This is a genomic window from Ktedonobacterales bacterium, from assembly GCA_036557285.1.
Lineage (GTDB): Bacteria > Chloroflexota > Ktedonobacteria > Ktedonobacterales > DATBGS01 > DATBHW01.
The window spans coordinates 37,076-56,804 of sequence record DATBHW010000012.1 but is presented as its reverse complement, the minus strand read 5'-3'; the positions used below and the strand labels follow the sequence as shown (position 1 = coordinate 56,804).

Here is a 19,729-nt window from a genome sequence, read left to right as displayed (position 1 = left end):
CGGCGCTCATCCAGACGATCTATGCCGACAACCTCGCCATAGACGGTGGAAAGCCGCTCCTGGGTGTCTGGACTGCTCTGGCGCAGGCTGTCGCTTTCGCGGCTGGAAACAACCACCAGCGCGAGGCGCGGCAGGACATCGGGAGGCGCCTGCTGGAGCGTGAACACTTTTGGCAAGGGCGCGTACAAAGAGGTGGCGGCATTGCGGCCTTGTAGATGTCAACCGTTGATTGGAGCAGCCCCTGGGCGCTTGCCAGGTAATCAACGCCGAGCATCTGGGCAAGTACCTTGCTCAGGTCAGCCAGAAAGCTTTCTGGGTCGCCATCTTTGCCTTCTTGCTCGCTGATGCGGTGCATCCGGGCAAGGCTGATGAACAACCGCGTCGGGTCTGGTCCAAAGGAGGCCAGCAGTCGGATGCCCAGATAGGCCAGCAGGGTGACGACGTAGCGATAGACAAACCAATCCGTAGTCGAGGAGGCATGGGCTGACAGGAGCTTTCCATTATGATTGATCTGAGCAGCGCATTGGAGCATCAATCCAGGGCGTGGTGGGCTATTTGGGGTGCTGGTCAAATCTGCTTGGCCCAGTGGCTCCGAAGGGACGGAAAGAAAGACGGGGAGGATGGTCCACCCGTCGGCATCGTATCCAATGTCACAGGTTTCTACCTGACCCTCGGCCTCAAAGCAGTGCAACGCATCAAAAGCGATCTGCGCCCGGAGTGTCAGAAGCGTGTGGCTGGTCACTTGAGGCTCGCCCACTTCCAGATAGGCAAGATACTCTTTGCGATCTGAGGCAAACACCTGCCGCAAGAGCCGCCCTTCGTCCAGAAGCGTAGTCGGAGTGCTTTCCAGGATGCCCTCGCGGACGCTGAGCGCGACATCCCAACGCTGGCTGGTGGCTTGCGTGGTCTGCCTCACCACACCACGCAGGGCAGCCGCCAGCGCATTCACCTCTCCACGCGCTGACAGACAGGTGTTGGCAAGGCTGACAAAGAGGCGCTCAACCGCTGCTTGCCCATCAGGTGAGGCGGTATCACGCTGCAAGACAGGAAGAACTTCTTGCTCCAGCGCCGCGATGGGGTCATAGCTGGAGTCGCCGAAGCGGGAGAAGATGAGGTGGTACAGAATCGCCAGGCGCACCAGATGCTCAGGCTGAGCCTGATAACGTTTTTGCAGCAGCGCCAGGTGGTAGTCAAACGATGATAGGTTGTCATAACGGGCAACCTTTCCGTTCAGCTTGAGCTTCATGCCAAACACGTAGGTATGGGTGCCCTGGTTGGTGATTTCGCCCAGCGATCCATCCACCAGGGGGAACACGGGCAAATCTGAAAACGCCGTGGCCTGGGCAAACACAGAGCGCAGATCCATCGTCTGGCCTCGATACGTCACCTCATAAATCGTGTCCGCTTTATCTTCGCGGCGCAGGTACGCTTGAAGGAGCCGGAGACGGCGCAGCAGTTCGCGCAGCGCGGGCCGCATCCGGTTGCGCTCGTCCATCTGCTCCTCCAGGAAGCCGAGATAGGAGAGGCAGGCTTCTTTTTTTAACTGCCCAACTGTTTCGGTGGCAATGATGCGCACGAGTCTGGTGAGTTCGGAGGTTGGCGAGGCGGCCTGCTCTTTGATGCGCTCGTGCAGTTCTTCGTAATCGGATGGCTCGAGTACCTGTTCCAGCTTGATACGTACCGCCTCGGCCAATTGCTCGATCACATCATCAGGCTCTTGAATCGTCATGGTCAGCTTGTGCCAGGACAACAGCGGGCTGTGCCCTGTTGAAGGAATGGCTCCCTTGCCAGGAAGCAGTTGATGTGCAGTTGTGCCGTCTGCTGGACGGATGAAAGTGAGCCGCTTGCGGCTGGCGCTGAAGGGGCGTTTCAACTCTGCGGGAATCTCCTGGGCAAGGGCGCCAAAAGGAGGAATCTGCTGGAGTGCGCCCATGCGCTGGCGCGCCAGGTCTTGAACCGAGAGGTGCTGAAGGCCCGCCAGTGCTTCCAAATGCTGTGCCAGCCTGCCTTGAATCTGCTGGAGCAGATGGCGCAGCTCATCTCGCGCTTCAGGCGCCATGTGCAGCGTGGAGCTACGCGCACTTCCCTGGGGCGCTGGCGTCAGCAGGTCTGTATCCCGCCAGGGTTTGGCGAGCACTTTCTGCGTGATGCTGTCAACATCGAGCATCAGACGCCCAGCGGTTTTATGCCAGGCAAAGGGATTATGGCTCTCCAGAGCTGCCAGCACAGCCTTGAGGAGAGGCACATGATGGGTTTGTGCGAGATCGTCCATGCGTTGATCCAGAATGTTCAAAGGCTCCTCCTGCCCTGCTTATCAGGCGTGCTCTTATACCAAATCATGATCTGAGGAATGGCTCCCTCTATTTCTCTCATACAGCACAGCAAGGGAAAAACAGAAATACGCCGATGAGGGCTGTGTTAGAGAGGGATTATCACATTACAGGGTCTCAGGCCACCCAACGCTTGTACTGATCTAGAATGGGACGATGGATGGCTCCCACGGTGAAGAGCACCTGCCGACCGTCAGGCAAGGGCGGTGCTGCTTGGCTCACGCGTGCGCAGAGCCTCGTCACGTCTTCGGTGAGGCGGCGATCAGTGAACGGGCGCAAGGTGACTCGCACCGCCTGCTGGTCAATCGTCACCAGACTGGGCAACTGGAAGAACGGCCAGAGCCGCTGCCAGGTCGCCTGGGCGTAGATCGGCGGAAAATAGCGGTCCCGTGTCTACATGACCAGATTGGTCAGCGCCAGCTTACGGACGGTCATGTGGTGATCTTTGCAGGATCCAATTCATACATGGTCCGCTCCGTGGCGTTCAGGTCTTCTAATGTGCGCCACAGGTCACAGTGTTGGTGGGGCATAGCAGGAGTTCAGGCCACCTGTTACTGTGCCTCCAGCCACCGTCTCTGCTGCACCCGCAGTTGGGATTGGACGCGCAGCAGGTCCACCAGGGCGTTCCAGTGCCCTTGGTTCCTGGCCTCTGCGATAATAGGCGGTATCATAACACGTCAGCGAGGCAAAGGACAGCCCAAAATTCCGAGTCAAGCTACGAGTTTTCTACGACTTTTAGTGGTCCGGGCCATTCACACTCATTCCCACGCAACTGCCGCGCACCGAATGGGAGCAGCACAGTCCCGCAGAAGTACGCGACCTGATGGCCCCGCCACGCTAACCCGCTTAGGCGCGCCATGCCGCCTGGGAAGCTCCCATCTGGTTACACCAGCGTCTCGCCCGTGTAATACTCTACCTGGCCCGCGCCTGGCCCCTGAGCGCCAGCGCCCGTTTCCCGCCCGTGATGCGCCTGGAACATGCCGCTCTTGCTGTAGGCTTCCATCGCCTCCCGCGACTCCCAGCGCGAAACCGCCTCCAGAGTGTCCTCATTAGTCCACAGTTCCAGGCCCAGGAAACCAGGGAACCCCTTCAGATCAGGCGCGTTCCTCCTGAAACCCTCTGCCATCCGCTGCATTGGCTCCTTCGGGAGCTTGACTCGTGTCACCGCAATAAACATGCGCTTTTATCCCTTCTGGTGCAGATCGTTCTGCTTTACGGACGCGCCGCCGACGCCTGAGCAAGACACTGGCACATGCGGCGGCCATTATAGCCCTGCACCTATCGTACCATCTCGGCTAGGGCAGCGGCTCGATGCTGACGAGCCTCTTGCTGTGCGGCAGATAGTACAGGCGATAGCGCACCCCTGCGGCCAGCGCCTTGTAGGCAGTTCCGCTCACCATAAACCGTTGTCTACCCAGCACATAATGGTACGTGACGCCTTCACCGTCGGAGTCTTCTACCGCCTCCACATATCCCTCCAGCAGCGCCACGCGGCCTTCCAGCAGGTCCAACCAGCGTTGATAGGTCATAACAAGGAATAGAACCAGGAACCCGCCCAGCACTAAAAAGCTCCACGGGGCAGTGTGCAGCAGCGAATCAAGCTGCCAGATCGAGCCGACCACGATAAGCCCCATCACCACCAATAAGACTACCAGCCTGCCCACCAGCCGGACCCGCTGCCGATTCGATGCCCGCCCCTGGCGATTGGTGTCCAATTCATCCAGGCTGAAGTTATTCGTCTGCGACAGCGCCAGCAGCAGACCCGCCTGGGGGCCGCCTGACTCGAAGAGCATCTGTCGCTCGGCAGAAAGGACACGGCGCGAGCGCGGCAGATAGTAGAAGCGATACATCCCCGGCGTCAGGCGAACCACCTTGCCGCCGTCAATACCGCGCAGGGTGCGCCCGGAGGCTCGCGCGACATACCCGCCCCTGGCGGAAAAGGCGATCTGGCCGTCTTCCTGCACAATGTACCCTTCCGTCAGATCGCGCCGCAGGCGAAGCTTGCGCAGCAGATCGCGCACGGGAACCAGCAGGAACGCTGACGCAGCCGCGAGCAAGAAGAGGAGCAATACCAGGAGTATCAGACGTTCGATCAGCGTGGTATCGCTGCGCAGCAGTTCCCCGCCGATATTCACCAGAATGGACAGGTCCAGCGGCACAACCACCGCGCCGACCACCGCCAGCGCAATCAGCGAACCCACCAGCGACGGCGGCTTCAGGTACCCGCGCTGCCAGGGGGTCATCTGCCCATAGCGATTGGCGTCTATGGATGCCTGATCGCTGAGCAGACCGATCCAATCGCCAGATGCCATCTTTCGGCCCCCTCCCCCTGAATATCGGCGGCTGCCACTTGTAGCGCCGCCTTCCAGGCGGCCAGCCGCTCGCCAGCGCGCACGCCGCTGCACCGAAGCTACCGCTAGGGCTGCTGATACGCAACGACATTCTTTCCGGTCAGGGCATCCCAAATCATCACCGCTCCATCATAACTTGCCGAAGCGACACGCTCGCTATTAGACGACCAGGCTACTGCGCGGATAACGCTTGTATGCCCAGTGTAGGTGAAGAGCGGCTTATTGTTGCCCATCGCCCATACCTGTACAGTATAACTTTCATTCCCCGAAGCCAGATAGCGGCCATTGGGCGACCAGGCAATCGCATCGACCACACCGTCGGAACTTGTGTAGGTAAAGTGATTGCCGCCTGTCAGAGCATCCCAGACCTGAACTTGACGGGAGGAATCGGACGATGCAATTCGCTTGCTATTGGGGGACCAGGCGATGACTTCTATCACCCCCTTGTCGTCATGATAGACATGGGCAGCTTTCTTCGTCTTGCTGTCCCAGACCTGCACCGTTTGATCGCCTCTGGAGGAGGCGATATACTTGCCATCTGGCGACCACGCCACCATCCTTACTGGATCGCCACCCGACTGGTAGACAACGGGATCGCCTCCAGTCAGCGCATCAACAACCTGCATTGTCCCATCCTGGCTCGCCAGGGCAAGGTGTTTACTATCGGAGGCCCAGGAGAGCGCGTTAATATGAGCAGAGGAGGCACTGAAGCTTTTGACAAGGTTTCCGCTCGCTCGCCAGATTTGCACCTTACCTGCATCGCCCGCTACGGCGATATACTGACCATCTGGCGACCAATCCAGAGTGATGACCGCAGCGAGGTTCGTGCTAAAATTAGTCGGCTGATTGCAGGAGTGGGCTATTTGACAGATGGCAATCTTGCCATCGGCTCCACCGGAGGCGATCTGGTGGCCGTCGGGCGACCAGGACAGCGCGTAGACTGGTACGAAATCAGAGGTAACTGGCGTGTAAGTGTTGGGGGTATAATCGTACCCGTCCCCGTTCGGGAACGGGTCTGATGGATATGTAGACGTATATGTATTGGTATGATTTATGAGGCCAAACAAGGCCGGGCAAAGAACACAGCTTGCCAGCACGATAATCATCACCCACCCCCAGTTCTTGCTTTTCTGCTTAGTTGGGGGCGGTTGCAGCACTGGCCCGCCCTGAACAGGCTGGAAGGCGTTCTGGCCCTGCCAGGAAGGGGGCGCAGGGGCCAGGCGCGGATAGCCGCCTGTAGCTTGCGCGCTCGCAGGCGTGATATACACACCCGACTGAGCCAGGCCAGCGTCTTCAGTGCGCCAGGGCGCCTGATCGCTCGCCATACGCTCCAGGTCATGCCGGACAAGCTCCATCGTGGCCGGGCGTCTGGCCGTATCCAGATCAACCATGCGCTGGATCAGGGTTGAAAGCCCGGCGGGACGGGGCATGGTCAGCGGCTTGAAGCGAAAGGGCGTTTCGGACGGGTCGTTGCCGGTAAGCAGATGATGCAGCAGCGCGCCCAGGCTGAAGACATCCGAGCGCGGCGTCGTCTGCGCCTTGCCATATTGCTCCGGCGCGGCATACCCTGGCGATCCAAAGGCCATCGTATCTTTCTGCTGCCCTGGCTTGAACAGGCGCGCAATCCCAAAGTCAATCAGGTACACCTGCCCGTCAGGTGTGCGCATCACGTTGGATGGCTTCAGGTCACGAAAGACAATCGGCGGCTGGCGGCTATGCAGATAGCCCAGCACCTTCGTCAGTTGCAGGCCAATCTGGAGCGCCTCGGCTACTGGCAGGCGTCCGCCCTGCTGCGCCAGATAGTCATCCAACGACTGGCCCTCGATGAACTCCATCACCAGACACCAGCGCCCGGCTTCCTCGAACTGCTCGTAGATGCGCGGCAGGTTGGGATGCGACAGCCGGGCCAGCAGCAAAGCTTCCTGGTGGACCGCTTCGGTGGCCTCGCGCTGTTCCTCCGAGGTCAGGCCGCCCGCGCTCATCTCTTTGACGGCGACCAGCCGGTTCCCTAACGCGGTATCTTCAGCCTTATAGACCGCGCCAAAACCCCCCACGCCAATCTGGCGCAGCAGCCGATAACGCTGCCGGATCAGGCGCTGCCCCATTGGCGCACTCATCGCTGCGGGCGTGGGATCAGCGAGGGAATGTCCACAGGCGAAACAGGTTTTCTCTTCCGGCGGATTCATCGCCCCACACTGGGGGCAAAACAGAGAAGCGGCCATGATCTTCCATGCTCCTTGGAAACCTACTCAGCCCTGATCGGCTACAACCGATCTGCCAATCAATATTGTAGGGCTATCGAGCAAGCCTGTCAAACGAGCAGAAGAGATGGACGCTCGCAAAAAGCGACGACGCTATATCGCTTGCCAGACCTGCACAGTGGTCGGCTGGCCGCCAGAGGCGATATACTTCCCATCAGGCGACCAGGCCAGCGCCGAGCCGTCTCCCTGATAGGTGAAAAGCTGCGCTCCCGTCGCGGGATTCAGCAGAGAGGCACTGCCGCCGCCCGCAGCCAGCCGCTTCCCATCGGGCGACCACGCCAGCGAAGTTGCAGGCGTTTCCATCTTTGCGCTCCAGAGCCGCGCTCCGTTCAAGCGATTCCAGTATTGCACCGTCGTATCGGGAAGGTCTGCGCCAGATGCAATCTGATTGCCAACGGGCGCCCAGGCCACAGCAAGGACAGCGGCGGTGTGGCGTCGGTATGTGAGAATCTTGCCGCCTGTGGAAATATTCCAGACGACAGCCACTTTCGCGCCGTCGCCAGAGACAAGGTGGATGTTATCCGAGGACCACGCCAGCGCGTTGACCCATCCGGGCGCGTTGAGGTTGTGGACGCGCTTCCAGGTCGTTGTATTCCACACCTGCACCGTATAATCCCAGCTTCCGGCTGCCAGATGCTTGCCGTCAGGCGACCAGGCCAGGGCCATGACCCAGTGTCCAAAATCAAAGCTGTGCAGGGTCTTGCCGGTAATCGCGTCCCAAACCTTCAGCGTTTGATCCTTGCCCCCTGAAGCGATCAATTTGCCGGAGGGCGACCAGGCGACAGCCATTACCTCGCGGCTGTGGCCCTTGTAGGTCAGCGGCTGCTCCCCACTGAAGGCATCCCAAACCTGGGCGGTGTGGTCATCGCTTGCCGAGGCGATACGTTTGCCATCGGGCGACCAGGAAACGCCGCGCAGAAAGCCGGAATGGCCGTGATAGGTGAAAAGCGTCGTGCCCAGGGAAGCAGGCTTCGGCGTCGGGGTGCGGGCAGGCTTTGGCGTCACCCTGGGCGTGTTGGTGGTGGCCGGGCCGACCGAGCCAGGCGCAGCGCCACGCGGCTGGCTGATCTGCATCCAGGTCAGCGCGCCAGCAATCACCGTCAGGCCCGCCACGCCTCCAATGAGGATAGTGCGCCGCGAAATAAGCGGGCGAGGCTCCTCCAGCGGCTGGAACAGCGGCGCTGGATCACGTGTGGCGGGCGGCATCCAGTTGACTTCGCGCCAGGAGGCTCCCCGCGTTACCTTGTCGAACGGGGGCGGAGGCTCGCCAGCAGGAGGAGCGCCAGGGCCAGAGAACGACGGCTTCGGCGTGACCACGATAGGTTCCGGGTTCATGGGCCATCTTGCTGGATTCGCCGAAGGCGAAACCGCGCTGGAAGGCGGCGGGGCCAGTATAATCGGCAGAACCGGCGCGGCTGGCACATCCAACACAGCAGGCGCGTCTGGCTCGTCTGGCGCGGCTTGCATAGCGGACATGGTTTGTGTGGATTCAGCCAGTTCCTCATCCTCTGGCTCAGGCGGTTCAATCACTCGTGGGGCCATAAACAGCAGCACCGGCACCGCCTGGCAGGCTTCATCAAAAGCAGCGGCAAACGACTGGGCGCTGGGGAACCGATCCGCCGGGTCTTTGGAGAGCGCCCCCATGATGACCGCTTCTATCGCCGGGGAGATCGTTCGCACACGTCCATGCAGGGAAAGCGGCTCGGTAAAGAGATGCTTTGCCATCACTTCCTTGGCTGACCCCTCGAAGGGAGGCACGCCGCACAGCCACTCGTAAATAATAGCCGCCAGGGCATATTGATCGCTGGCCGGGCGGGCCTGCCCTTCAATCTGTTCCGGGGCCATGTAGGTTGCCGTCCCAACAATTTCCTGGGCCATCTGATAGCTCGAACTCTGCAAGGCCGCCCCAATGCCAAAGTCGCTGAGCAAGACCTCGTTGCGCGCGTCAAGCAGCATATTTTCTGGTCTGACATCTCGATGAACCAGATGCTGGCCGTGAGCATAGTGCAGGGCATCGGCCACCTGCCACACGTAGGGCAGAATCGCGCCCGGAGCCTGGGGATCGCCCCTGGGAAACCGGCTGCGCAGGGCGCCGTTGGGGGCGTAGTCCATCGCCAGAAACGGCACGCCCTCCTCAACGGCATACCCGAAGATGCGCGCGATATGCGGATGATTCAGGCGCGCCACGCGGAGGGCCTCCTCTTGAAAACGCTCCGCATCCTCGCCCTCCAGGCGTTTATGAAATACCTTGACGGCGGCCTGCGTGCCTTCTTGCGCGTGTTCGCCTAGATAGACTTCCGCCAAAGCGCCCTTGCCTATCAAACGAATCAACCGATAATCACCAAGCTGTTGCCCGATACGATCAGCCATGCTGAAGCCGCTCCCACAGCGCAGATTCCCCCGACACCCATCTACCGCTTGCGCCGCGTATTGTAGCGCGGCCCAACTGACCCGTCAAGCCGCATGGCCTTTTCGTCAGGCATCAATCTGTGCGCGTTGCAGCTTGCCGCTGTAGTCAATATAGATGCTCTTCCATTCGGTGAACGTCTCGATAGCGCCCAGCCCAGCCTCGCGGTGGCCGTTGCCGGTGCCGCGCGTCCCGCCGAAGGGCAGTTGAATCTCCGCGCCGATGGTTCCGGCGTTGATGTAGAGAATGCCGCTGGTCACATCGCGCATCGCCCGCTGCACAGCGTTGATGTCCTGGGTATAGAGCGAACTGGACAGGCCATAGGCCACACCGTTATTGACCTGAATGGCTTCTTCCAGGCTGGCAACCTCGATTATCGAGGTGCAGGGACCGAAAATCTCTTCCTGGGCCACGCGCATCTCTGGCCGGACATTGCTGTACAGCGTGGGGCGATAGAAGCTGCCTTTCGCCAATTCGCCCTCGCGGGCAATCGCGCCGCCAACCAGGACCGCTGCGCCCTCCTGACGAGCAATCTGAGTATAGCTATCAATGCGCTTGATCGCCGCCTCGTTAATCACCGGGCCAACATCCGTCGTTGGCAGCAGGCCATCGCCCAGCCGCAGCGCCGAAGCGCGGGCGACCAGCCGCTCCTCCAGTTCACGGCGGACGCCCCTATGCGCGATGACGCGGCTGGCGGCGGTGCAGCGTTGGCCGCTGGTGCCAAAGGCGCTCCAGAGGATGCCATCAACCGCCAGGTCCAGGTCGGCGTCGTCCATCACCATGATCGCGTTCTTGCCGCCAAGCTCCAGCGAAACGCGCTTGATGCGTCTGGCCGCCTCGACGTTCACCTCGCGCCCCGTCTCGTTGGAGCCGGTGAAGGTAATCACATCCACGTCAGGGTGCTGCACAATAGGCATCCCGACGTTCGGGCCAGAGCCATGCACCAGATTGACCACGCCCTCCGGCACGCCCGCCTCGGTTAAAAGCTCGACAAACTTTGTCGCGCACAACGGCGTATCTTTGGCAGGCTTAAAGACGATGGTATTGCCGCAGATCAGCGCCGCCAGCATCTTCCACGAAGGAATAGCGATGGGAAAGTTCCAGGGAGTGATCACGCCGACCACGCCAATTGGATCGCGCACAGCCATGCCCGATTTATTGGGGAGTTCCACAGGCGTCACGAAGCCAAAGAGCCGCCGACCCTCGCCGCCCATGTAAAAGGCCATGTCAATGCCCTCTTGCACGTCGCCGCCCGCCTCTTTCAAGACCTTGCCCATCTCCATTGTCATCAGCCGGGCGATCTCGTCTTTGTGCGCCGCCAGCAATTGGCCGAAGCGAAAGAGGATTTCGCCCCGCTTGGGCGCGGGATACACGCGCCAGGAAGTGAAAGCGGCGCGCGCAGCGGCAGCGGCGTCATTCACGTCTTCCGCGCCGCTGTCGGGGAAGAGTCCCAGCAGTTCGCCGTTGGCCGGATTGCGGTTCTCAAAGGTGCGCCCGGAGCGCGCCTCCACCCAGCGGCCCTTGATATAGTTTTTGTAGGTATCAGGCATGGCTCGTATCCTCACTCGTCAGATTGCTGTGTATACATCTCATGGCTCGTCGTCCCTGGCTGGCGCGAGCGGCGCGTTCGGCTGCTCTGCTTCCACCACTGGCGCAGGAAGCGCAGGCTCGATGATCGGCGGGGAGACTGGCTCGTCGTTCTGATCGGAACGCTGGACCGCAATGATGCGCACTGGCTCGTCAAAGCCCTTGAGTTCGGCCTGTCCCCAGGGGCGATAGCGCAGGCCATCAACCCGGCGGGCCAGATGCGTGATAATTTCGCTGACCAGAATCTCGCCCGGACCGGCCAGGCTGCACAACCGCGCCGCCAGATTAAGCGCCGCGCCCCGATAGCCGTTCTCGACTGGCACCGCTTCGCCAGCGTCCAGGCCAATGCCGACAGGCAGCGGAAACAGCGGGTCGGCTCTGGTTGCCTGGATAAAATGTTCCTGCATCTCCATCGCCGCTTGAAGCGCCTGACGGACAGAGCTAAAGCAGGCCAGCGCCTCATCTCCACGTAATTCAATCAAATGGCCGTGTCGGAGCATGACCCCTTCGCGCACCAGGGTGGCAAAGCGGGTGGTTAGCCGCGCGGCGGCCTCATCGCCATGCTCCAGAGTGAAGCGAGTATAGCCGCGCACATCAGCAATCAGAAAGATCAGGATGGCGGGCAGCCCCTTGGCTGTGGGCGCATGTCCGGCGGGCGCAGACGCGGCCAGCGGCGCAGCGGCAAAAAACTTCGCGCGTTCACGGTCATCAAGCCCTAGAAAATCAGCCAGGCGCTCAATCTCCTGGGGAGTCACCTGGATATTCACCCCGGACTCCAGCCGCGCAAGAGCATCGGCGGTGGTTCTGGCCCACTTCGCCAGCTTTTCTGAAGTCAGCCCACTGGTCAGGCGATATTGGCGAAACAAATCCCCGAAGTTCTGCTTGGGCGGTGTACTCATCGCTCGCTCCTCTACGGCCCTCAATGATCTGTTATGCTGACGCGCCAGGGATGGGTGTAGACGTTGAAGCTGGAGCCGCGCAAGAAACCCACCAGCGTGATGTTGCTCGCCAGTGCCAGATCAACGGCCAGGCTGCTGGGCGCGGAAACAGCGGCAACCAGCGGAATACCCGCCGCCAGCGCCTTCAAGACAATCTCAAACGAAAGTCGCCCGCTGACCAGCAAGACATGCTCGGCCAGAGGCAGCGCGGCATCCAGCAGCGCGCGGCCCACCAGTTTATCAACAGCGTTATGGCGGCCCACATCCTCGCGCAGCGCCAGTAAATTGCCAGCGGCATCGAAGAGTCCGGCGGCGTGCAGCCCGCCCGTATGCTCGAAGACCTGTTGCCCGGCGCGCAGGCGATCAGACAGCGTGCAGAGAACAGCCGGTTCCATGCGCAGCGGGCCATCAGGCAGCGGCGGCAGTGCCGCGCAGGCAGCGGCGACGCTGTTCTTGCCGCAAACGCCGCAGCTCGCGTTGACCGCAAACTGGCGCGTGTAGCCTTCCTCCTGGACGCGGCGCTGAAGATCAACGCCTGGCGCGGCGAGAACTTCTAGAACGTTATCGGAGGGCAGGCCATCCGGGTCGCTGCCAGGCGCAAAGCCAGCCAATTCACGCGGGCCGCGAATCAGCCCTTCGCTGTAGAGGAAACCGGCGGCCAGCTCCTCATCGTGTCCTGGCGTGCGCATAATGACCGCCAGCGTCGCCCCTGGCTGGTCGGGTGCGCCTTCGACGGGGGGCGCTTGAATGTCGAGCGGCTCTTCGGCAGTGACCTCATCATGGGTCAGGTTGGAGGCTGTGCCTGACCAGCGAACCACCTCGACGCTCACCTGACGCAGCGGGTCAAGTGGCGAACGGATGGGAGCGGTCAGCGCCTCATCAGACATCATATCGGTCATGGGCGCACCTGTCTTCGATGTGATGAAAGCGAATCTTTCTGTGTAGTATAGCACAAGCGCCTGTACCCGGCAGCTTGTCCGAGTACAGGCGCTTGTGAAGGACACAAGAAAACCTTTTTACGATTGTTTTGTCGCATCGCTGGCGCAGATAATCTGAAGCTGCTTGAGGATGCGGGGGTGCTGCGCCAGACGCTCGCGCACCATCGCGCGCTCTGAAAAGCGGAATGAGCGGCAGCCATCGGCGCAAGTAACCATGTTCCTGGAAGGGTCGGCCTGACAGCGGCCAATCACGTACAGCCCGCTCCGTACCTCATAGAAGCGACAGCAGCCGCAGTGCTTTTTAACACCTCTTAGCCTGCTGGCAAGCCTCCGGCCTAATGCAAAGAACAGCGAAAAGCCGCCCAGGCCGAGCAGCGCGCTGGCGAGCAAGAAGAACAGGCCAGCCTCACTTGATCTACCAGAGATCAATTCCAAAATATAGCCAGCGCCCAGGGCCAGCCCAAAGCCAATGATGATGAGATTCGTGCGCAGATTCACAGGTTCAGGCGCGTTCCAGCGGCCCTTGCTTGGCAGATAGCGAGGGAGCCGGTCAGAAGCGCGACGTTGCGGAGAATGTTTGAGAAAGCGCCACCCGGTCATACTATGCCTCCTGCTCTCTAGGAGCATTACGTGATGGTCAGCTCGTCATTGGTCTTTAGTTATATAACATGCTTTATTGAAAAAGTCAATAGTTCTATTCAGAATATTGATATGATGCTCAAGTTTCAGAAACCAACCCATGAAGGCGATGGCTCTACCGCATATTTTGATCCAGGGGGGGATGCCTGGCGCGCTGCCAACTGGACAGGCCAGGGGGTTTGTAGGTGACGCTTGGTGGCGCAGCGCGCCAGGCGAGGGAACTGTGAGAGGGAACTGTCCAGTCTGATGCGAGAATAGAATATTTGTTCTACCTTGTCAAGAGACGAGCGGCGTTACATCAAAATACTGGCCCTTGTTCGCCTGCTAACCATGCCTATGCTGGCTTTCCTCGACGGTTGCAAGCGCCGAGGCGTCCTCCGATGGTGGGTTTGTTTCCCATTTCCTTCACATTAGTTTCCCGCTGATGATTCGCATGAGGCCAGGTGTAGAGCCACCTGCGGAATTAGTTTGATTTGCTTCATTAGTTTCCCAGCAGGTGGCTCTGCGCTGCCTTTTGGTGGAGGTGGATGATGATGACATCCTTGTATGAGCTATTGAAACAATTCTCTGCTACCCAGAGAACAGGAGATAGGACAACAACAACACAGACCACAGCAGAGGAGAGTGAGCCTATCTCAGATACGACTCTTTCTCCTGTGGCATCCTCAGAGGCAGCAACGGCAGACGCCGCCTCTGGGAAACTAATGAAGCAAATCAAACTAATTCCCTCAGCCCAGGCAGGGAGCGGCCTCGCGGCTGATGACGTTGTGAAGGAAATGGGAAGAAAATGGGAAACAAATCCCTGGCTTCGCTGGCATCGGGCGCGAGGCTTTGCACTCGCTCACTCCTCACTCATGACCGCATCTGCTGATCTCGTTCCTTTCCAAAATGCGCGGCTTCCAGGTCCAGAGCCAGATGCGTCAGCCCATCGGTCTGCTCATACTCTCGGAAACCGCAGTGCTGATAAAACCCTATCGCATCGTCCCAGCCGATATTCGTTTCCAGCACCAGCCGCCGAAACCCTCGCTCGCGCGCAATCTGCACCAGCCGCGCCATCAGAGCCAGGGCGATGCCTTTTCTTCTCAATTCACGGACAACAGACATGCGCACGATGCGCCCCGTCTGCCCGCCCTCGCTCAGAAGCGCCCCGGTCCCAATCACCTGCCCATCCATTTCTGCAACGATGAAGGTCTGGCCTGAAGCGATATAGTGCGTCAGGATGTCATCAATGTCCGGGTTGCGCGTTTCGTCAATGAAGCCGAAATGGGCGCCAAGGCCGTCGAGAATCGTCCGGCGCGCAGCTTCCTGGTCGGCTGCGATAAAGGGTCGGATACGTAGTCTGGTATCACGCATGTAGATAGTATATCGTGTCCTGGCACGACGCGGAAAGCCCCGCCTGCTTTCCTTAACAACGCCAGGCTGCAAGTGGTGTGGTACAATAGGCGAAAAGCAAGCGCGTACCCAACCGGAGCGCGAGAAAGCCAGGCGCCAGCGATGCCACACCTTTCTGCCCACATCAGCGGCTGGGGCTACTATGTCCCCGAACGCATCCTGACCAACGCCGATCTGGAGAAGATGGTCAATACCAGCGATGAGTGGATCATCACCCGCACCGGCATCCGCGAGCGGCATATCGCCGCGCCTGGCGAAACGTCCTCGATAATGGCAGCGCACGCGGCGCGCAAGGCGCTTGCCCAGGCGGGTCTGGAAGCGACAGACCTCGATCTGATTCTGCTGGGTACCTGCACCGCCGATTATCGCACACCCTCCACAGCTTGCCTGGTTCAGCATGCCCTCGGCGCTCGCTGTGGCGCGCTTGATCTTCAGGCGGGCTGCCCCGGCTTTCTCTACGCGCTCTCCATCGGCGATCAGTTTATTCGCGCCGGTTCCTCGCGCCATGTGCTGGTGATCGGTGTCGAGCATCTGACGCCCTACGTTGATTATACTGACCGCTCGATGTGCGCCCTCTTTGGCGACGGCGCGGGCGCGGTGATTCTTTCGGCCAGCAACGAGCCTGGCGGGATTCGTGGCTTCACGCTCGGCTCGGATGGCGCGCGCCCCGAAGTCCTGTGGGCGCCTGCGGGCGGTGGCGCGCGCCCCATCGGCCACGAAGAACTTGATCTCGGCTTGCAGTACGTGCGCATGCAGGGCCAGGAAGTCTTTAAGTTCGCCACACAGATCAGCGGCCCGGCGATAGAAACGGTGCTGGCCCAGGCCGGGTTATGCCTGGAGGATATTGACCTCTTCATCCCCCACCAGGCTAACCTGCGCATCATCGAAGCCATCGCCAGGCGGCTGCATATCCCTATAGAGAAAATGGTCGTCACGGTAGATCGCTTCGGTAACAATTCAGCGGCATCAATTCCCATCGCGCTCTGCGAAGCCGCTGCCGATGGACGCATCAAGACTGGCTCGCGGCTGATGCTGATCAGCTTTGGCGCGGGCCTCACCTGGAGCGCCGTACTGGTCGAATGGACCGCCTGAATGTCATCTATCCTCTTGTTAGAAACAGGGAACCATGATTCGTGTCACCACACGCCTGATATTGCGAGAATTTGTGCCAGAGGACTGGCCTGCTGTCCTGGCCTATCAGTCCGAGCCAGCCTATTTGCGCTATAATAGCTGGGCTGAACGCGCCGCCGCCGACGTACAGGCGTTTGTCCAGAGGTTCATTGACTGGCAGCGCGAAGAGCCGCGCTATCGCTATCAATTCGCCGTCACCCTTCCAGAGATGGGGGAGCTTATCGGCAATTGTGGGCTGCGGCTGGAGTATCCTGGCGCGCAGGAGGGCGCCATCGGCTATGAACTCGCGCCCCAGCACTGGGGTCAGGGCTACGCCACTGAAGCCGCCCGATCCATGCTGACCCTCGGATTTGGAGAATTAAGGCTGCACCGCATCTCGGCCAGCTGTGTTGCTGATAACGTTGGCTCTGTCCACGTGCTGGAGAAGCTGGGTATGCGGCGCGAGGGCCATTTTCGGGACAAAGAATGGTTCAAAGGCCGCTGGTGGGACGCCTATACCTATGCCATCCTGGCGCACGAGTGGCAGCCGTGATGGCTATACACCCAGGCTGCGTGCTTCAGGCTCGGGGGGTTGACCGCTCATGTGAGCGGCGAGACCTGTTCCGGCTCCTCACTGGTCGCGGCAGACGCAGAGCCTGCCCGTTTTGCTTTGCGCGCCCTGAGCTTGTGCCGTACAATCAAGTAGATCACCGGCCCAACGACAACGGCCAGCGCAGCGAAGCCAAGCCATCTGCCGATACCTTCGACCTCACTGAAATCTTTGAGGAAATGGCCCGCGTAATAGGCCAGCAGCCCCATCAGCGTTGCCCAGCAGATGCCGCCCGCGGCATTATAGAGAAGGAACTTGGGCCAGGTCATCTTATTGACGCCCGCCAGGAACGCTGCCCAGGCGCGCAAGACGGCAACGAAGCGCCCGAAGAAGACCGTCTTATCGCCATGTTTGACAAAAAACTGCTCGGCGGAGTCCAGATGATGCTCTTTTAAGAAGAAATACTTGCCAAAGCGCAGCGCGAAGGGACGCCCGCCATAGCGCCCGGCCAGATAGCCCAGGTTATCGCCGATGATCGCGCCACTGGCGGCGGCCACCAGCACCCAGAAGATGAGAAGATGGCTGCCAGGCAGGCCAGCAGTGAACGAGGCGAACAGCAGCATCGTCTCGCCAGGGAAAGGGATGCCGGAACTCTCGATCATAATGAACAGGACCACCGCCGCGTAGCCAAAATAGCCCAGCGCGTGTTGTATAGTCTCCAGCACATCTATCGCGCCCAGCACACTGCCGTGAGCGCCCACGAGAGAAAGCTGCGCGAGTAAGAAAGCGAACACAAATCCCCCTTTTGCTACGACCCCTGGCGTCTCCCACTGACAGGACCACTTGTATTCTACGGGCCATCGTTCAGAAGCGCAAGCGCCTGAGCGTGAACTTCACCACATTTATACGCTCCAGCGGGCATACAAGTTCCCACGGGATGCGCAAGGAGGTAGTAACAAGGAACTGACATGAAACATCCCTCAATGTTTCTTAGCAATCCGATCATATGCCGCCAACTCCTTTGAGGGAACGTCTGCCTGCTCATTTCTTTCCTATCGTGGCAAGCCAGCTGCGCCAGGCAACTTTTTGCTGCCTCTCCACCTGCAATCCTGCCTGATTGAAAAGCGCCTGCAAGCGAGCGCGGCTGTGAACCCGCTTCTGACGAAACATGCGTACTATCCAGTCTGGAAAGGACATATCCACCAGGATCAAGTACCCCCCTGGTCGGAGCACTCGTGCTATCTCACGTATGCCTGCTGCCTGATCCTGCCAGTGGTGGAAAGAGATGGTGCTCAAGGCCAGGTCTACCGAGGCGTCCTGGAGCGGCAACGCTTCCGCCATGCCTGGAAAGAAGGTAGCGTTGGGAGTCAGGCGTTTTGCCAGCTCTATCATGCCGTTTGCCGGGTCTACTCCAATCAAGTGCGCCTCCGGCCAGCAGGTTCTGGCCTGACGCAACAGCTTTCCTGTTCCGCAGCCCACGTCAAGGACGCTGGCAGGCTGATGAACGATACCGGCTGCCAGAGCAAGCGTTGCGTGATGCGCCGGATCAAAAAAGGCTCGTTGCATCCAGGACTGTTCATAGGTGCTTGACCAATGATCGAAATGCTCGATGTCTTTTTCACGCGACATTGTTGTCATAGGTGTGCCTCCTTTCTCCTCTGTACGGTTTGTGCCGTCCTCCTGTTGCAGCAATGTTCCCACCACTTGTAGCGCCAGCTTCAAGCGGATAACGGCCTGCCAGGGTGTTTCCCCAGGCAGAACCCCGCCGCCGGGCAGATTCCACCTGTCAATATCGCGTCTATGACAGAGCAGGACGCGCCGCTGCGCATCCTGAATGATAGCGAATGCGCCGATAGTGAACATAGCCGCTGCTTTCCAGAAGGGGCTGTATCCCTGGCGCCAGGGATACAGCCCCTTCGCAGAAACGCGCAATTAGACGCGCTCGATAATCGTAGCGACACCCTGCCCGCCGCCGATGCAGAGCGTGATAAGCGCGGTGCTGAGGTTGCGCCGCTCAAGCTCATCGAGGACGGCCCCAAACAGCATCGCCCCCGTCGCGCCCAGCGGATGGCCCAGGGCGATAGCGCCGCCGTTAACGTTCACCTTCTCGTGGTCAATTTCCAGCTTGCGCATCGTCTGCAAGGGGACCGTTGCAAACGCCTCGTTGATCTCCCACAAATCAATGTCGTGTGCGGTCATCTTCGCCAGCGCCAACGCCTTCTTTGACGCCGGGGTTGGCGCGGTCAGCATGATGATCGGCTCGCTGCCAGCCGTCGCCATAGCGATAATCTTGCCGCGCGGCTTCAGGCCATGCGCCTTCACGTAATCCTCTGAGGCCAGCAATACGGCTGCCGCACCGTCCACAATGCCGCTGGAATTACCTGCCGTGTGAACATGATTGATCTTTCCAGCCTGCGGATAACGCTGCAAAGCAATCTCGTCCATCGTCTCGCCGTTGAAGCCATACGGCGTAGCTCCTAACATCGCAAACGATGGCTCAAGCTGCGCCAGACCTTCCAGCGTGGTATTCGCGCGTGGATGCTCATCAACCGCCAGCGCCACCACGCCGCTGTCAGGGTCCGTAACCGGGAAGAGGCTCCGCTTGAAATATCCCTCCTGCTGGGCGCGCGCGGCGCGGCGCTGCGATTCCAGCGCAAAGCTATCTACATCGTCGCGGCTAAAGCCTTCGAGCGTAGCGATCAGATCGGCGCTGATGCCCTGTGGCACCTGGAAATGCTTGCGGCGCAAGCGCAGGTTATTGCCATCAATGCCCGCGCCATCGGACCCCATCGGGTTGCGCGACATGCTCTCCACGCCGCCGCCCACCACCAACTGCTGCATGCCCGCCATAATGCCCATCGCCGCAAAGTTGATCGCCTGAAGGCCAGAGCCGCAGAAGCGATTGAGCGTGACGCCGGTTGTTTCCAGCGGCCAATCGGCGGCCAGCACAGCGGCACGCGCAATATCGGCCCCTTGCTCGTTCGCCTGGGAGACGCAGCCCATCACTACATCGTCAATATCGTTTTTGTCAATACGAGCCAGTTCTGCCACGCGGTTCAAGGTCTGCGCCAGCAGTTCCTGGGGATGAATGCCGCTCAGCGCGCCTTTGCCTGGCTTGCCACGTCCACGCGGCGTGCGAGCGGTATCAAGAATGTAAGCGGTTCCCATTGGTTGCGCCTCCTTCATTCAGTGCAACGAACGTATTCGGCGGCGACAATGCCACCTG

The 19,729-nt window shown here is 60.1% G+C and carries 15 protein-coding genes; 2 read left to right on the top strand and 13 right to left on the bottom strand.

Features of this window, described 5'->3' with window-relative positions; genetic code table 11:
- Positions 1 to 19: 19 nt before the first annotated feature.
- The 10 genes from VH599_04595 to VH599_04550 all read right to left on the bottom strand — a co-directional run bounded on the left by VH599_04595 (position 20) and on the right by VH599_04550 (position 14,804).
- Entirely contained in the window at positions 20 to 2,293 is a 2,274-nt protein-coding gene (locus VH599_04595; protein HEY7347575.1) for a hypothetical protein, read from the bottom strand.
- A gap of 920 nt (positions 2,294 to 3,213) precedes the next feature.
- The gene (locus VH599_04590; GenBank protein HEY7347574.1) at positions 3,214 to 3,507 is read right to left on the bottom strand and encodes an antibiotic biosynthesis monooxygenase family protein; all 294 of its coding nucleotides are present in this window, start codon (positions 3,505 to 3,507) and stop codon (positions 3,214 to 3,216) included.
- A 118-nt stretch (positions 3,508 to 3,625) separates the two neighbouring features.
- A complete protein-coding gene (locus VH599_04585; protein HEY7347573.1) occupies positions 3,626 to 4,642 on the bottom strand; it encodes a hypothetical protein in 1,017 nt (338 codons plus the stop codon).
- Between the two features lie 104 nt (positions 4,643 to 4,746).
- The gene (locus VH599_04580; protein HEY7347572.1) at positions 4,747 to 6,903 is read right to left on the bottom strand and encodes a protein kinase; all 2,157 of its coding nucleotides are present in this window, start codon (positions 6,901 to 6,903) and stop codon (positions 4,747 to 4,749) included.
- Positions 6,904 to 7,035: 132 nt separating this feature from the next.
- The gene (locus tag VH599_04575; protein HEY7347571.1) at positions 7,036 to 9,312 is read right to left on the bottom strand and encodes a protein kinase; all 2,277 of its coding nucleotides are present in this window, start codon (positions 9,310 to 9,312) and stop codon (positions 7,036 to 7,038) included.
- Positions 9,313 to 9,417: 105 nt separating this feature from the next.
- Positions 9,418 to 10,899, bottom strand: a complete 1,482-nt coding sequence (locus VH599_04570; GenBank protein ID HEY7347570.1) for an aldehyde dehydrogenase family protein — start codon at positions 10,897 to 10,899, stop codon at positions 9,418 to 9,420.
- 39 nt (positions 10,900 to 10,938) lie between these two features.
- Positions 10,939 to 11,835, bottom strand: a complete 897-nt coding sequence (locus VH599_04565; GenBank protein ID HEY7347569.1) for a helix-turn-helix domain-containing protein — start codon at positions 11,833 to 11,835, stop codon at positions 10,939 to 10,941.
- Between the two features lie 20 nt (positions 11,836 to 11,855).
- On the bottom strand, positions 11,856 to 12,773 hold the full coding sequence (gene fdhD, locus VH599_04560; GenBank protein ID HEY7347568.1) for a formate dehydrogenase accessory sulfurtransferase FdhD: 918 nt from the start codon (positions 12,771 to 12,773) through the stop codon (positions 11,856 to 11,858).
- Between the two features lie 117 nt (positions 12,774 to 12,890).
- Entirely contained in the window at positions 12,891 to 13,412 is a 522-nt protein-coding gene (locus VH599_04555; protein HEY7347567.1) for a hypothetical protein, read from the bottom strand.
- A gap of 891 nt (positions 13,413 to 14,303) precedes the next feature.
- Entirely contained in the window at positions 14,304 to 14,804 is a 501-nt protein-coding gene (locus tag VH599_04550; GenBank protein ID HEY7347566.1) for a GNAT family N-acetyltransferase, read from the bottom strand.
- Between the two features lie 141 nt (positions 14,805 to 14,945).
- On the opposite strand from VH599_04550, the gene VH599_04545 reads away from it, so the two are divergent.
- Both VH599_04545 and VH599_04540 read left to right on the top strand, forming a co-directional pair.
- Entirely contained in the window at positions 14,946 to 15,935 is a 990-nt protein-coding gene (locus tag VH599_04545; protein HEY7347565.1) for a beta-ketoacyl-ACP synthase III, read from the top strand.
- A gap of 34 nt (positions 15,936 to 15,969) precedes the next feature.
- A complete protein-coding gene (locus VH599_04540) occupies positions 15,970 to 16,506 on the top strand; it encodes a GNAT family protein (protein ID HEY7347564.1) in 537 nt (178 codons plus the stop codon).
- A gap of 47 nt (positions 16,507 to 16,553) precedes the next feature.
- On the opposite strand, the gene VH599_04535 is transcribed toward VH599_04540, so the two are convergent.
- The 3 genes from VH599_04535 to VH599_04525 form a co-directional block, all read right to left on the bottom strand.
- Complete coding sequence (locus VH599_04535; protein ID HEY7347563.1) at positions 16,554 to 17,297, bottom strand: DedA family protein; 744 nt, start codon at positions 17,295 to 17,297, stop codon at positions 16,554 to 16,556.
- Between the two features lie 247 nt (positions 17,298 to 17,544).
- The gene (locus tag VH599_04530) at positions 17,545 to 18,366 is read right to left on the bottom strand and encodes a methyltransferase domain-containing protein (protein ID HEY7347562.1); all 822 of its coding nucleotides are present in this window, start codon (positions 18,364 to 18,366) and stop codon (positions 17,545 to 17,547) included.
- A gap of 69 nt (positions 18,367 to 18,435) precedes the next feature.
- Complete coding sequence (locus tag VH599_04525; GenBank protein HEY7347561.1) at positions 18,436 to 19,671, bottom strand: acetyl-CoA C-acetyltransferase; 1,236 nt, start codon at positions 19,669 to 19,671, stop codon at positions 18,436 to 18,438.
- Positions 19,672 to 19,729: the final 58 nt, after the last annotated feature.

Bases quoted from the DNA above. Each gene is read 5' to 3' on its own strand.
- VH599_04590 (HEY7347574.1), bottom strand. From the start codon at position 3,507: ATGTTTATTGCGGTGACACGAGTCAAGCTCCCGAAGGAGCCAATGCAG.
- VH599_04585 (HEY7347573.1), bottom strand. From the start codon at position 4,642: ATGGCATCTGGCGATTGGATCGGTCTGCTCAGCGATCAGGCATCCATA.
- VH599_04580 (HEY7347572.1), bottom strand. From the start codon at position 6,903: ATGGCCGCTTCTCTGTTTTGCCCCCAGTGTGGGGCGATGAATCCGCCG.
- VH599_04575 (HEY7347571.1), bottom strand. From the start codon at position 9,312: ATGGCTGATCGTATCGGGCAACAGCTTGGTGATTATCGGTTGATTCGT.
- VH599_04570 (HEY7347570.1), bottom strand. From the start codon at position 10,899: ATGCCTGATACCTACAAAAACTATATCAAGGGCCGCTGGGTGGAGGCG.
- VH599_04565 (HEY7347569.1), bottom strand. From the start codon at position 11,835: ATGAGTACACCGCCCAAGCAGAACTTCGGGGATTTGTTTCGCCAATAT.
- fdhD (HEY7347568.1), bottom strand. From the start codon at position 12,773: ATGACCGATATGATGTCTGATGAGGCGCTGACCGCTCCCATCCGTTCG.
- VH599_04555 (HEY7347567.1), bottom strand. From the start codon at position 13,412: ATGACCGGGTGGCGCTTTCTCAAACATTCTCCGCAACGTCGCGCTTCT.
- VH599_04550 (HEY7347566.1), bottom strand. From the start codon at position 14,804: ATGCGTGATACCAGACTACGTATCCGACCCTTTATCGCAGCCGACCAG.
- VH599_04545 (HEY7347565.1), top strand. From the start codon at position 14,946: ATGCCACACCTTTCTGCCCACATCAGCGGCTGGGGCTACTATGTCCCC.
- VH599_04540 (HEY7347564.1), top strand. From the start codon at position 15,970: ATGATTCGTGTCACCACACGCCTGATATTGCGAGAATTTGTGCCAGAG.
- VH599_04530 (HEY7347562.1), bottom strand. From the start codon at position 18,366: ATGTTCACTATCGGCGCATTCGCTATCATTCAGGATGCGCAGCGGCGC.
- VH599_04525 (HEY7347561.1), bottom strand. From the start codon at position 19,671: ATGGGAACCGCTTACATTCTTGATACCGCTCGCACGCCGCGTGGACGT.